The organism is Micromonospora sp. NPDC049679 (assembly GCF_040659735.1).
GTDB lineage: Bacteria > Actinomycetota > Actinomycetes > Mycobacteriales > Micromonosporaceae > Micromonospora_I.
Map to the genome: position 1 here is coordinate 214,721 of NZ_JBFANZ010000003.1, position 12,567 is coordinate 227,287.

10 protein-coding genes are annotated in these 12,567 nt (G+C 72.6%); 6 read left to right on the forward strand and 4 right to left on the reverse strand.

Annotated features, from left to right (window positions below; all coding sequences use genetic code 11):
• Positions 1 to 19 precede the first annotated feature (19 nt).
• Positions 20 to 1,300 (forward strand): PH domain-containing protein, encoded by a 1,281-nt coding sequence (locus AB0J06_RS03900; RefSeq protein WP_357424396.1) that lies wholly within the window; start codon positions 20 to 22, stop codon positions 1,298 to 1,300.
• On the opposite strand, the gene AB0J06_RS03905 is transcribed toward AB0J06_RS03900, so the two are convergent.
• Together AB0J06_RS03905 and AB0J06_RS03910 are read right to left on the reverse strand one after the other, a co-directional pair.
• On the reverse strand, positions 1,301 to 2,347 hold the full coding sequence (locus AB0J06_RS03905) for a phosphatase PAP2 family protein (RefSeq protein WP_357424398.1): 1,047 nt from the start codon (positions 2,345 to 2,347) through the stop codon (positions 1,301 to 1,303).
• Positions 2,348 to 2,455: 108 nt separating this feature from the next.
• Positions 2,456 to 3,238, reverse strand: coding sequence for a Sir2 family NAD-dependent protein deacetylase (locus AB0J06_RS03910; protein WP_357424282.1), 783 nt, complete (start codon positions 3,236 to 3,238; stop codon positions 2,456 to 2,458).
• Positions 3,239 to 3,274: 36 nt separating this feature from the next.
• Between AB0J06_RS03910 and AB0J06_RS03915 the strand changes: the two genes are divergently transcribed.
• A complete protein-coding gene (locus tag AB0J06_RS03915) occupies positions 3,275 to 3,718 on the forward strand; it encodes a hotdog domain-containing protein (protein ID WP_357424284.1) in 444 nt (147 codons plus the stop codon).
• Positions 3,715 to 4,545, forward strand: a complete 831-nt coding sequence (locus AB0J06_RS03920; RefSeq protein WP_357424286.1) for an MBL fold metallo-hydrolase — start codon at positions 3,715 to 3,717, stop codon at positions 4,543 to 4,545. Before AB0J06_RS03915 ends, AB0J06_RS03920 begins: the two co-directional genes overlap by 4 nt.
• Positions 4,546 to 4,681: 136 nt before the next feature.
• On the opposite strand, the gene AB0J06_RS03925 is transcribed toward AB0J06_RS03920, so the two are convergent.
• Entirely contained in the window at positions 4,682 to 5,617 is a 936-nt protein-coding gene (locus AB0J06_RS03925) for a PfkB family carbohydrate kinase (protein ID WP_357424288.1), read from the reverse strand.
• A gap of 336 nt (positions 5,618 to 5,953) precedes the next feature.
• Between AB0J06_RS03925 and AB0J06_RS03930 the strand changes: the two genes are divergently transcribed.
• Entirely contained in the window at positions 5,954 to 6,964 is a 1,011-nt protein-coding gene (locus tag AB0J06_RS03930; protein WP_357424400.1) for a lytic polysaccharide monooxygenase, read from the forward strand.
• A 68-nt stretch (positions 6,965 to 7,032) separates the two neighbouring features.
• On the opposite strand, the gene asnB is transcribed toward AB0J06_RS03930, so the two are convergent.
• The gene (asnB, locus tag AB0J06_RS03935; protein ID WP_357424290.1) at positions 7,033 to 8,994 is read right to left on the reverse strand and encodes an asparagine synthase (glutamine-hydrolyzing); all 1,962 of its coding nucleotides are present in this window, start codon (positions 8,992 to 8,994) and stop codon (positions 7,033 to 7,035) included.
• Positions 8,995 to 9,113: 119 nt separating this feature from the next.
• On the opposite strand from asnB, the gene AB0J06_RS03940 reads away from it, so the two are divergent.
• Both AB0J06_RS03940 and AB0J06_RS03945 read left to right on the forward strand, forming a co-directional pair.
• A complete protein-coding gene (locus tag AB0J06_RS03940; protein ID WP_357424292.1) occupies positions 9,114 to 10,589 on the forward strand; it encodes an aminopeptidase P family protein in 1,476 nt (491 codons plus the stop codon).
• 210 nt (positions 10,590 to 10,799) lie between these two features.
• Positions 10,800 to 12,563, forward strand: a complete 1,764-nt coding sequence (locus AB0J06_RS03945; RefSeq protein WP_357424294.1) for a RyR domain-containing protein — start codon at positions 10,800 to 10,802, stop codon at positions 12,561 to 12,563.
• Positions 12,564 to 12,567: the final 4 nt, after the last annotated feature.

Genomic DNA, 12,567 nt, shown 5'->3' on the forward strand with positions numbered 1-12,567 from the left:
GACCGAGCCGCGTAAGCGCCTGCACCCGCTCAGCCCGGTGCTGCACGGCGCCAAATCGCTGGCGGTGATCATCGCGGCGCTCTCCTGGCAGACCCTCTCCCGGGTGGGGCTGGGCTGGTTCGTCGCCATCGTCGTGGTCTTCCTCCTCGGCGCGCTGGTGCTGTCCGTGGTGAGCTGGTTCAACACCGGCTACCACGTGGTCGGGCGCGAGCTGCGGGTGCACGAGGGTCTGCTCTGGCGCCGGACGCGCGCCATCCCACTGGAGCGCCTCCAGGCCGTCGAGGTCGTACGTCCCCTGCTGGCCCAGCTCAGTGGCCTGGCCGAGCTGCGGTTGGAGGTGATCGGCGGCGGCAAGACGGAGGCCCCGTTGGCCTACCTCACCGTCACCGACGCGGCGGCGCTCCGGGAGCGGCTGCTGGCGCTCGCCGGCCGGGCGCCGCAGGTCGTCGCCCACCCCGGTGATCCCACCGCGGCGCCGCCGGCGCTCCCCGGTCGGCTCCTGTACCGCGTCCCCAACCGCGATCTCGTGATCAGCCAACTGCTGACCCCGCAGGCATTTCTGCTCCCCTTCGGCGTCGCCTTCGTCATCGGTCAGTTCGTCTACGAGGCCACCTGGTCGTTCATCGCCGTGGCGAGCACGCTCACCGCCATGGCCGGGGTGCTGCTGCAGCCGGCGCGGCGGGTGCTCGTGGACTGGGACTTCCGGCTGGGCCGTGACGACGCCGGGCTACGGGTGCGGCAGGGGCTGCTGGAGACGCGTTCCCAGACCGTCCCGCTCAACCGGGTGCAGGGGGTCGGCGCGACGTGGCCGCTGCTGTGGCGCCCCCGGAAGTGGCTGCGGCTGCGCCTGGAGGTGGCCGGTTACGGCGGACCCGAGTCGCAGGGGGGCAACCCGGCGGACCGGTTGCTGCCGGTCGGTGACCTGGCCACCGCGGAGCTGGTCCTGTCCGAGGTGCTGCCCGGGGCCGCACTCGGGGCGCTGCCGATGACCGCTCCGCCGCGGCGGGCCCGCTGGCTACACCCGCTGGCCCAGCCCGTCCTCGCCGCCGGGCTGGCCGACCGGGTCTTCGCGGTCCGGTACGGCCTGCTGACCCGGCACGTCGTCGTGCTCCCCTACGCCCGGATCCAGAGCGTACGAGTGGTGCAGGGCCCGCTGCAGCGGATGCTGGGGCTGGCCTCCGTGCACGCGGACGCGGCCGGTGGGCTGGTCGCCGTGGCCCAGGAGCGCGACCTGGCCGAGGCGTGGGTGCTCGCCGCGGGGCTGACCGAGCGGGCCCGGACCGCGCGGGCTACCGGCTGATCACGGCAGCGCGGCGGGGGCGGGCGCGTTGCCCTCCCCGCGCGCCGCGACCTCGCCGTTCTCACGCGCCGCCGCGTCGCCGGCGCCGACCGGAACACCGGTCCGCGGGCTGGGCTCCTCGCGGGGGGCGCGGGCGGTCCGCCGCCGGCTCCACCACCGCTCGGCGAGCCCCACGACGAGGAAGGTCATGCCCACGTACGCCCACCCGATCAGCACGTCGATGACGTAGTGCTCCCCGGCGTAGACCAGCGTGAAGGTCATGGCGAGCGGGTAGGCGAGCAGCAGCGGCCACCAGCGCCGACGGGTCGACCGGAGGAAGAACACCACCACGAACAGGGCGAAGGCGGTGTGCAGCGAGGGCATCGCGGCGACCGGGTTGGACGCGATCTGACCGGCGTTGAGAACATTCCCGGCACCGTGCATGCCGAAGGCCTTCCAGCCCCGCGTCGAGATCCGGGCGACCTCCTCGAGCAGCCCGTACTTCGCGGCCCACCACGGCGGCGCGGCCGGGTAGACGAAGTACGTCACGAGCCCGGTCGCGCAGAGGAAGCCCCAGCGCCGCATGAACGCCGCCCACCGCGCCCGCTCGCGCAGCCACAGCACGACCGCGGCGGCGAGCGCCACCACGAAATGCGAGAAGTAGACCCAGCTGGCCAGCACGTCCCACCACCGCACCTGTGCGGGGTCGTAGAAGTGCCGCTGGAGCCACACGGTGGGCACGTCGCCGTCGAGGAGCCCACCGAACATGATCCGGTCGGCGGCGACCAACTCCAGGACGTGCGGGGTGGCGCCGTTGTCGGCGAAGCCACGCGACAGGTTGTAGAGCGCCAGCAGCAGGACCACCGGCAGCCAGTCGCGGGCGAAGCGCAGATGCGCGCGCCACGGACGCTGGCTGTGCCAGGCGATCGTCGCCGTCCAGAGCCAGACGAAGGCGTAGAGCGGATCGGTCGGGAGTCCGATGCCGAGCCACCCGGCGACGAACGCCACACCCCAGATGGACATGGCGACGAGCCGCCGATGCCGGGGCGGGGGCAGCGGGTCCGGCATCGACGCGGCGGGCGGGGGCGAGGATTCGGTCAGGGTAGCGGCCATCGCGGTTCAGGTTAACGGCGGTCGAAGCAACGGCCAACGCGGCCACTCCGCCGAACGGCCGGGTCAGCCCGGATCGGCGGCCGCGGCGACCAGTTCCGGCAGGACCGCGCCGATCGGTCCGCGCAGCACGGCGGCGGCCAGCGGGTCGTACGGCGTCGGGCTGGCGTTGACGATCAGCACGCGCGCCCCGGCGTCGGCCGCGACCTCGACCAGCCCGGCGGCCGGCTGCACGGTCAGCGAGGTGCCCACCGCGATCAGCAGGTCGCAGCCCGCCGCCGCGGCGGCCGCCCGGCGCAGGGTCGTGGCGTCCAGCGACTGACCGAACGAGATCGTGGCCGCCTTGAGGATGCCCCCGCAGCGCAGGCAGGGCGGATCCGGCTCGCCCGCCGCTACCCGGTCGAGGGCCTCCCGCATCGTCGTACGGTCGTCGCAGCCCAGGCACTCGACCGCGAAGAGGGTGCCGTGGATCTCGATCACCCGCTCCGGGGCGTTCCCCGCGCGCTGGTGCAGGCCGTCGATGTTCTGCGTGACGATGGCGAGCAGCCGGCCGGCGCGTTCCAGCTCGACGAAGGCGCGGTGCGCCGGGTTGGGCCGCGCCGTCCAGGCGGGGTGGTCGCGCCGGGACTGCCAGGCCCGCCGTCGCAGCGCCGGGTCGGCGACGTACGACTGGAGGGTGAAGATGCGGGCGGCCTCCGGATCACGCGTCCAGACACCGTTGGGGCCACGGAAGTCGGGAATTCCGGAGTCGGTGGAGATCCCGGCGCCGGTCAACGCGACCACCTGGCGCGCTTCGGCGAGCCAACCGGCCACCTGGGTGAGTTCCGCACTCGACGTCACGCCGCTCATGGTCCGACCGTATCGAAACCGCCTAGGCTGAGCCTCATGGAGCAGAAGCCGGATCCCGGGTTCACGGCCGGGTTGAGCGCCCACGTGCAGTTGACCGTCACCGACTCCGACACCGCACAGGCGGTCGGCTCCGGCGACGTGCCCGTACTCGGCACCCCGCGGGTGCTCGCCCTGGTGGAGGCGGCCACCGTCGCCGCGACCGCGTCGCGGATGCCACCGGGGATGACCACCGTCGGCATCCGGGTGGAGCTCGACCACCGGGCGCCCACGCCGGTCGGTCGCACCGTCGTGGCCCGCGCCCAGCTCGCGAAGGTCGACGGCCGACGACTGCTGTTCGAGGTGTCGGTGAGCGACGGCACGACGACGGCCGCGGAGGGCCGGGTGGAGCGGATGCTGGTCGACCGGCACCGCTTCGTGGAGCGGGCCTTCGGCGACCAGGACGGCGGCACCGCCGGGGCCGGGCGGCCGGGTCCCGAGTGACGCCGGGTTTCGTCGAGATCCGCGACGGGGTTCACGTCCTGCGCTATCCGCTCCTCGACGTCAACGTCACGCTCGTCGTCGGGGACGGCGCCGCGCTGCTCGTGGACACGCTGTCGAGCCCCGACCAGGCGCGGGAGTTGATCGCCGCGGCGCGCAGGGTGACGCCGCACCCGTGGACCATCGTCAACACGCACCACCACTTCGACCACTGCTTCGGCAACGCCGTCGTCGCCGGCGAGCCGCCGTGTCCGATCGTGGCGCACGAGGAGACCGCCCGGCTGCTGCGGCAGGACGTCGAGGCGGTGCGCCGGGAGGCGTACGAGGAGACGCTGCCGATCGAGCCGCAGCTCGCCGCGGAGCTGGCCGGGGTGGCGGTGCTGGCCCCCACCCGTACCGTCAAGCAGCGCGCCACGCTGGAGGTCGGTGGCCGCCGGGTCGAGCTGGCGCACCTCGGGCGCGGGCACACCGCCGGCGACCTCGTGGTGCACGTGCCGGACGCCGACGTGCTGGTCGCCGGCGATCTCGTCGAGGAGGGGGCGGCACCGTCGTTCCGCGGGTCTTACCCGCTGGAGTGGCCGGACACGGTCGCCGCGCTGCTCCGCCTGGCCGGCCCCGACACCGCGATCGTGCCCGGGCACGGTGCGGTGGTGGACGAGGAGTTCGTCAGCGCCCAGCACGCGGAGCTGGTCACCCTGGACTGGCTGATCCGCGACGGACACGCCGACCGGGCACCGGCGGAGCGGGTCGCGGCGCGGGCGCCGTTCGGCATCGACGCGTCGCTCCCGGCCGTCCGCTGCGGCTACGCGGAGCTCTCCGGCCGCACCTGATCCGCTGTGACGGCCGCCAGGAAGGCGACGGGGTCCAGGGTCACTCCCGCCAGCGCGTCGTACCAGCCCCGCAGCTCGTGCGCGCGGCGGTCATGCCCGGGAGATGTGCGCAGCCGGACGCAGCGGGACCGGCGGGTCAGGGGCGGGGGAAACGACGGGCGACGTCGGCGCGGGTGGGCATCGCCACGGCGCCGCCGGGTGACTCACACACCAGGCCCGCGACCTGCAGGGCGAACCTGACCCGCGCCGGCCAGTCCGACTCCTCCGCGGGCAGACCATCGGCGAGCAGGTCGGCCATCAGGGCGGCCATCACCGAGTCGCCGGCACCGGTGGCGTCCACGGCATGCACGATCGGCGCGGAAACCTCCACCACGTCGTCGCCGGCCGCGACGACGGCACCGCGCGCGCCGCAGGTGACCACCACGGCTCCGGCGCCGGCCCCTCGCAGCCGCCGCGCCGTCTCCTCCGGCGACGCGCCGTCGTAAAGCACCTCGGCGTCGGCGGCGCTCAGCTTCACCAGGTGCGCGCTCGCCGCGAATTCGCCCACCACGGCGCGCGACGCGGCGAGCGCCGCCGCGTCGGGCAGCAGCCGGGGCCGTACGTTCGGATCGAAGACCCGCAGCCCACCGGTGCGCGCCCAGGCCTGCCGGGCCGCGGCGAGGACCGGCGGGCAGAGCAGCGCGATCGAGCCGCAGTAGAGCACCGACGCGTCCGCCACCAGCGCCGGCTCGACGGAGTCCGGGGCGAAGAGCCCGTACGAGGGCGGCTGCCCGTAGAAGCGGAAGTCCGGCTCGGCCCCGGCGAACGTGGCCACCGCGAGGGTGGTCGGCGCGGCCACCTCGACGACACCGCGCACGCCGACCCCGGCCGCGTCGAGGAAGGTGCGGATCCGGCCGGCGAGGACGTCGTCGCCGAGCGAGCCGGCGAACTCCACGGCGCCGCCGAGCCGGGCGATGCCGACCGCCACGTTGAGTGGTGCACCGCCGATCGCCTGCCGGTAGACGGGCTGCCCGCCGCACTCGCCTTCCAGGAGGTCCACCAGAGCCTCGCCGAGCACCACCGCGTACCTCATCCCGCTCCCCCTCCACCGCTCGGGCCGAGTGCCAGCATGCCTGCTGTCGTCCAGCGGCGAAACCGGACAGCACCTTCATATAGAAGTCTGACTATTGATTCGCGCGCCGATCAGTGCTGGGATGGCGGTACCGAGACAGCGCGGGGGCTGACGCGCTGTGCCGGGTGCCCGCAGGGAGCCACGCGAGGAGAGCGGTCCGGGACGGACCCCCATTTCCCCTTGCCCGCAGGCCCGGCGCGCCCGTGCCGCTGCGGCACTGCTCCCCCAAAGGAGAACTCGGTGAAACTTCTACGCAGAGCGGTGGCGCTCTCCGCCGCCGCCGCGCTCGCCGTCGGCATGGTGACGGTGGTGACCCCCAACCCGGCGCTGGCGCACGGCGCCGCCATGGCGCCGGGGAGCCGGACCTTCCTGTGCTGGAAGGACGGGCTGTCGCCGCAGGGCAACATCGTCCCGCAGAACCCGGCCTGCGCGGCGGCCGTCGGACAGAGCGGCGCGAACTCGCTCTACAACTGGTTCAGCGTGCTGCGGTCCGACGCGAACGGCCGCACGGTCGGCTTCGTCCCGGACGGGCAACTGTGCAGCGGCGGGAACAGCAGCTTCTCCGGCTACAACCTGGCCCGCACCGACTGGCCGGTCACCCACCTCACCGCCGGCGCTAACTTCAACTACCGGTACAGCAACTGGGCCCACCACCCGGGCACGTTCTACTTCTACGTCACGAAGAACACCTGGAGCCCCACGCGCGCGCTGGCGTGGAGCGACCTGGAGGACCAACCGTTCCTGACGGTGACCAACCCGCCGCAGAGCGGCGCCGTGGGCAGCAACGAGGGGCACTACTACTTCAGCGGGCGGCTGCCGTCCGGGAAGAGTGGCCGGCACATCATCTACTCGCGCTGGGTCCGCTCGGACAGCCAGGAGAACTTCTTCGGTTGCTCCGATGTGGTCTTCGACGGCGGTAACGGCGAGGTGACCGGCGTCGGCAGTGGCGGCGGCACCACCCCGCCCCCGACGACGCCGCCGCCCACCACTCCCCCACCCAACCCCGGACCGACGAGCTGCGCCGCGGCGTACCGGGTGACCGGCTCGTGGTCCGGCGGCTTCCAGGGCGAGGTGACCGTCACCAACCGCGGCAGCTCGGCCTTCAACGGGTGGACCGCCCGCTGGACGTGGCCGGGCGGCCAGTCCATCGGCAGTCTCTGGAGCGGCACCTACACCCAGAGCGGTGCCAACGTGACCGTCAAGAACGAGGCGTGGAACGGCAACCTGACACCGAACGCGTCGACCACGGTCGGCTTCACCGGCTCGGGCGCCAGCGCCACGCCGACGGTGACCTGCAGCAGCCCGTGATCGGGCTGCCGTAACGACGATCGGGCCCGACACCATGCGGCGTCGGGCCCGATCGTCGTCGGTCGGGGTCAGGAGACCATCGAACCGACCACCGGCTTGGTCAGCAGCGCGGACTGGTTGCGCTGGATGCCCGGATCGAGCGAACGCTCGACGAAGATCGCGTGCCAGATGCAGAAGACGAGCACGGTCCACACCTTGCGGGAGTGGTCGGCCTCCTCGCGCTTGTGCTCATCGAGCAGGCGCATCGCGTACGACAGGTCGAGCAGATCGCCCGCGCCCGAAGTGGCGAAGATGTGCCGTGCCCACTCGTACATCTCGCCCCGCAGCCAGACCCGCGTCGGGGTCGGGAAGCCGAGCTTGCGGCGGTTGACGATGGGCGGCGGCACGACGCCCATCAGCGCCTGGCGCATCGCGTATTTCGTGGCGTCGGAACGCGGCGGCAGCTTCAGATCCACCGGGATGATCGAGGCGACGTCGAAGACCTCACGGTCCAGGAACGGCACCCGCACCTCCAGCGAGTGCGCCATGGAGATCCGGTCGGCCTTGACCAGGATGTCACCGCGCAGCCAGGTGTAGAGGTCGACGTACTGCATCTTGGTCACGTCGTCGAGCTCGGGCACCTCGGCGTAGACCGGCCCGGTCACGTCGGTGTAGCGCACGGAGGGGTCGTAGCGGCGCATCAGCCGCTGCTTCTCCTCCTCGGTGAACATCCGGGCGTTGCCGTAGTAGCGCTCCTCGATCGGGGTGGTCCCCCGCTCCAGGAAGCTCTTGCCCTTCACCCCCTGCGGGATGACCTTGGAAACTGCCCGCAGCCCCTTCTGCATCGGGTCGGGCAGGCTGTTGACGGCGTTGAGCGACAACGGCTCGCGGTAGATGGTGTAGCCGCCGAAGAACTCGTCGGCGCCCTCACCGGAGAGGACCACGGTGACGTGCTCGGCGGCCTTCTTCGCCACGAAGTAGAGCGGCACCAGGGCCGGGTCGGCCACCGGATCGTCGAGGTGCCAGATGATCCGCGGCAACGCCTCCATCATGTCCTGCGGCCCGATTTTCGTCGGGATCGTGGTGACCTCGAGGTGCCGCGCCGAGTCCTGGGCCACGTCGATCTCGGAGTAGCCCGGCACGTCGTAGCCGACGGTGAAGGTCAGGATGTTCGGGTTGAACTCGCGCGCCAGCGCGACCACGGCCGTCGAGTCGATGCCGCTGGAGAGGAACGAACCGACCGGGACGTCGGAGCGCATGTGCATCCGGACGCTCTCCCGGAGCGTCTCGCGGATGCGGTCGTAGAGCTTCTGCGGGTCGTCGACGGGGCCGGGCCGGAAGACCGGGCGGTACCAGCGGCGCATCTCCACGCCGGTCGCCGCCGACCAGTTCAGGCACTCCCCCGACCCGATCCGGTTGATGCCCTGGTGCAGGGTGCCCGGCTCCGGCACGTACTGCAGGGTCAGGTAATGCGACAGGTTGGCGGTGTCGATCCCGGCGTCGCCGGCGTTGGCGGCCGTGGAGAAGGGCAGCAACGCCTTCTTCTCCGAGGCCAGGTAGACCCCGTCGACGGTCTGCAGGTAATGCAGCGGCTTGATACCGAAGTAGTCGCGGGCGCCGAAGGCCCGCCGCTCCTGCCGGTCCCAGATGACGAACGCGAACATGCCCCGCAACCGGTTGAGCACGGCCTCGCCCCAGTAGTGGTAGCCGGCCACGACCACCTCGCCGTCGCCCTGGGTGGCGAATGTGGCGCCGAACTCGCGGATCAACTGCTCGCGCAACTCGATGTAGTTGTAGATCTCGCCGTTGAAGGTCAGCAGGTAACGCCCGTTCGCGTACGCCAGCGGCTCTTGGCTGGACGCGACGTCGATGATCGCCAGGCGCTTGTGGGCGAAGACCGCGTCGGCGAAATGACCGGACGCGTCCGCGACCACCTCGACGCCCGTCTCATCGGGGCCCCGGTGGTGCAGGCATTCCAACGCGCCGGCTATCGAATCGCGGTGCGCGCCGGCGTCGCCACGGGCGCTGAAGAAGGCCAGGAGTCCGCACATGGCAGACATCTTTCCACGCGCGGTGCGCGCATCTGCCGGCACCGCTACGGCCACCGCGCGATCCGCCACGTCCCGGCGCGGTACGGTCGTGGACGGGAAACCGGACGGAAGGCGGCGACATGGGCGACGAGCAGACCGAGAGCACCACCCCGCAGGCACGCACCGAGTCGCATGATCCGGACTTCCCGGAGAAGTTTCTCCAGTTCATGCGCAGCGGCTGGCGGGACGACGCGCTCTCGGTGACGCCCCGCCCCGAGGCGCCCAACTACACCAAGCGTCGCGCCGCGCTCTCGGCCGCCTTCGCCGGGGAGACCCTGGTGATCCCGACCGGCACCGAGAAGGTGCGCGCGAACGACACCATGTACCCCTTCCGTCCCGGCAGCGACTTCGCCTACCTGACCGGTGAGCACGACCCGGACAGCGTGCTGATGATGCGCCCGAACGGCGGCGGCCACGACGCCATCCTCTACACCCGACCGCGCTCGTCCCGCGAGACCGACGAGTTCTTCCGCAGCCGCGACGGCGAACTGTGGGTGGGCCGGCGGCACACCCTCGCGGAGAAGGCGACCGAACTGGGGCTCGAGGTCGCCCCGCTGACCGAGCTGCCGACGGCCCTGGCCGATTGCGCGCCCGGACGCACGCGGGTGCTGCGGGGCCACGACCGCGCGGTCGACGCCGCGATCCGCCCGTACGACACGGAGGAGGCGGGCAGCCGCGACCGCGAGCTGGCCGCCACGATCGCCGAGTTGAAGCTGGTGAAGGACGAGTGGGAGCTCGCCCAGCTGCAGGACGCGATCGACGCGACGGTCCGCGGCTTCGAGGACGTGGCGCGGGTCCTGCCGGCCGACCGCCCGGTCTCGGAGCGGCTGCTGGAAGGCGTCTTCGGGCTGCGCGCGCGGCACGACGGCAACGACATCGGTTACGGCTCGATCGTCGGTGCCGGGCCGCACGCGACGATCCTGCACTGGGTACGCAATCACGGCGCCACCCGCCCCGGCGAGCTGCTGCTGATGGACATGGGGGTGGAAAACCGGCATCTCTACACCGCCGACGTCACCCGCACCGTCCCGGTCTCCGGCGCCTTCACCCCGTTGCAGCGCCGGGTCTACGACATCGTCTACGCCTCGCAGCAGGCCGGCATGGAGTTCATCAAGCCGGGCGTGAAGTTCAAGGACGTCCACCAGACCTGCATGCGGGTGCTCGCCGAGGGGCTGGCCGATCTCGGCATCCTGCCGGTCAGCGTCGACGAGGCGATGGAGAAGGAGTCGACGGTCTACCGCCGCTGGACGCTGCACGGCTTCGGGCACATGCTCGGCATCGACGTGCACGACTGCGCCCGGGCACGGACCGACCGTTACCGCGACGGCGAGCTCGGCGAGGGCTACGTGCTGACCGTCGAGCCGGGGCTGTACTTCCAGCCGGAGGACGACCTGGTGCCGGAGGAGCTGCGCGGCATCGGCATCCGGATCGAGGACGACGTGCTGGTCACCCCGGCCGGCGCGGTCAACCTGTCGGCGGGGCTGCCGCGCCGCGCCGACGAGGTCGAGACGTGGCTGGCCGCGCAGCGCGAGGCGGGCCCGCGGCTGCCCGGCTAGGCCCTTGCGGTCGGCGTCGCGACACCCCGGGGAAGCCTGAGGATTCGGTTAGCCGTGTTTTTCGGCCGCCATCAGGCGGCCAGCTGACGCGCACCTCGTCGGCGGAGGGCGGATCTCGACCGTTGATTGAGCTACCCCGATGTCTCATCCCGAGGCTACGATGGCGCTGCGTCATGGCGGCCATGCTGTCTGTTGCCCCGGGGAGGCGGCGTGTCAGGGACGGGCGGGTCGGGGGCGACGGGGCCGGGCAGAGGCCTCGGCGAGCCACCCCGTCCGCGCACGGTCAGCATCCTGCGGCTGATCTTCACGACTGTCGGGCTGGTCTCCCTCCTCGCCGGCTACCTCGGCCTCGCCCGCTACCTCCGCGACCATCCGGACTTCAGCGCGCACCCGTTCGACCTGCTCTACTACGATCTGCAGCTCTTCGTGCTCGGCTCACCCCCGCTCGACCAGGGCGGCCCGTTCCCGTTTCTGCTCGATGTCGCGAGGTTCGGCGCCCCCGCGGTGACGATCTACGCGTTCTTCGAGGCGGGACGCCTGCTCTTCGCCACCGAGCTGCGGCGGATCCGCATCCGCCGGGCCCGCGGACACGTGATCGTCTGCGGTGACGGGCTGGTCGCCGCCACCCTGTCGCGCCGGCTGCGGGGCGCCGGCCACCGCGTCGTGTCGGTCCCCTCCGACGCGGTGACGACCGAACCGGGACCGCTGCGGGTCCCCGGGGCCGCCCGCGACCCCGATGTGCTCCGCACGGCCGGCATCGCCCGGGCCCGCGCCCTCTACGCCTGCACCGACGACAGCCCCACCAACACCGCGATCGCGCTCGCCGCGACCCGGCACGGCGCGGACCCGGACGGGCCGCTCGCGGTCTACGCCCAGGTCGCCGACGCCGACCTCTGCCTGGCGTTGCAGGCCCGCCGGCTCGGCCTGGCCGACCGCCCCGGTCTGCGGTTGGACTTCTTCAACATCGACGACCTCGCCGCGCGCAAGCTGGTCGCCCAGGAGCCGCCGCGGCCGGTACGCGGCCGGCCGCCCCGGGTGGCGCTGCTCGGCGCGACGGGCTTCGGGCGCGCTCTCCTGGTCGAGCTGGCCCGACGCTGGCGGCTGCGCGAGGCGCACGTCGCGCCGCTGCCGCTCACCCTCGTCGACGACCGGGCGAGCGAGGCGGCCGGCCAACTCATCCACCGCTACCCCTTCGTACGGCAGGTCTGCCGGATCACCACCCACGATGGCGAACTCGGCGACCTCCTCTCCGGCGGCGCCGCCCCGCTCCCCCCGGACCGGGTCTTCATCTGCTACGACGACGAGGAGCGGGCGCTGAAGAGCGCGCTGCTGGCCGAGCAGCTCTGGCCGGGGGCGCCCGGCTCGATCGTGGTCCGCCTCGACCGGCTGGCGAGCCTGCGGGAGGCGTTCGACGGCGGGCGCGGCGACCGCGTACTCGATGATCTTTCCGGGGTGTTGCGGCTGTACGGCGTCGTCGACGCCGCCTGCGACCCGGCGCTGATCGGCGACGACCTGGTCGAACGCCTCGCTCGCGTGATCCACGAGAGCTACGCGCTGGCCCGCCGGCGTCGCGGCGAGCACCCCGGGACGAACCCGGCGCTGGTGGCCTGGGAGGAACTGCCCGAGACACTCAAGCGCGCCAACCGCGCGCAGGCCCGGGATATCGGGCGCAAGCTGCGGGCGGTGGGCTGTTCGCTCTCGCCGCGCGTCGGCCCGGACGAGGGCTACGTGCTCGGCGAGCGCGAGATCCAGCGCCTGGCGGTGATGGAGCACCAGCGCTGGGTCGCCGAACGGCAGGCGACCGGATGGCGGTACGCGGAGCGCCGCGACGACACCCATCGATTGCATCCGGCGTTGAGCCCATGGGAAAGCCTGCGGGACGACATGCGCGAGCGCAACCACGAGGCCATCCGGGAGCTGCCCACGCTGCTGGCCGACGCCGGTTTCCGGATCGTCCGGGTACGTGCCGCGTGAACGG

Excerpts from the sequence above, each read along its gene's own strand:
- AB0J06_RS03905 (WP_357424398.1), bottom strand. The coding sequence starts at position 2,347 with ATGCCGGACCCGCTGCCCCCGCCCCGGCATCGGCGGCTCGTCGCCATG.
- AB0J06_RS03910 (WP_357424282.1), bottom strand. The coding sequence starts at position 3,238 with ATGAGCGGCGTGACGTCGAGTGCGGAACTCACCCAGGTGGCCGGTTGG.
- AB0J06_RS03915 (WP_357424284.1), top strand. The coding sequence starts at position 3,275 with ATGGAGCAGAAGCCGGATCCCGGGTTCACGGCCGGGTTGAGCGCCCAC.
- AB0J06_RS03925 (WP_357424288.1), bottom strand. The coding sequence starts at position 5,617 with ATGAGGTACGCGGTGGTGCTCGGCGAGGCTCTGGTGGACCTCCTGGAA.
- AB0J06_RS03930 (WP_357424400.1), top strand. The coding sequence starts at position 5,954 with ATGGTGACGGTGGTGACCCCCAACCCGGCGCTGGCGCACGGCGCCGCC.
- asnB (WP_357424290.1), bottom strand. The coding sequence starts at position 8,994 with ATGTGCGGACTCCTGGCCTTCTTCAGCGCCCGTGGCGACGCCGGCGCG.
- AB0J06_RS03940 (WP_357424292.1), top strand. The coding sequence starts at position 9,114 with ATGGGCGACGAGCAGACCGAGAGCACCACCCCGCAGGCACGCACCGAG.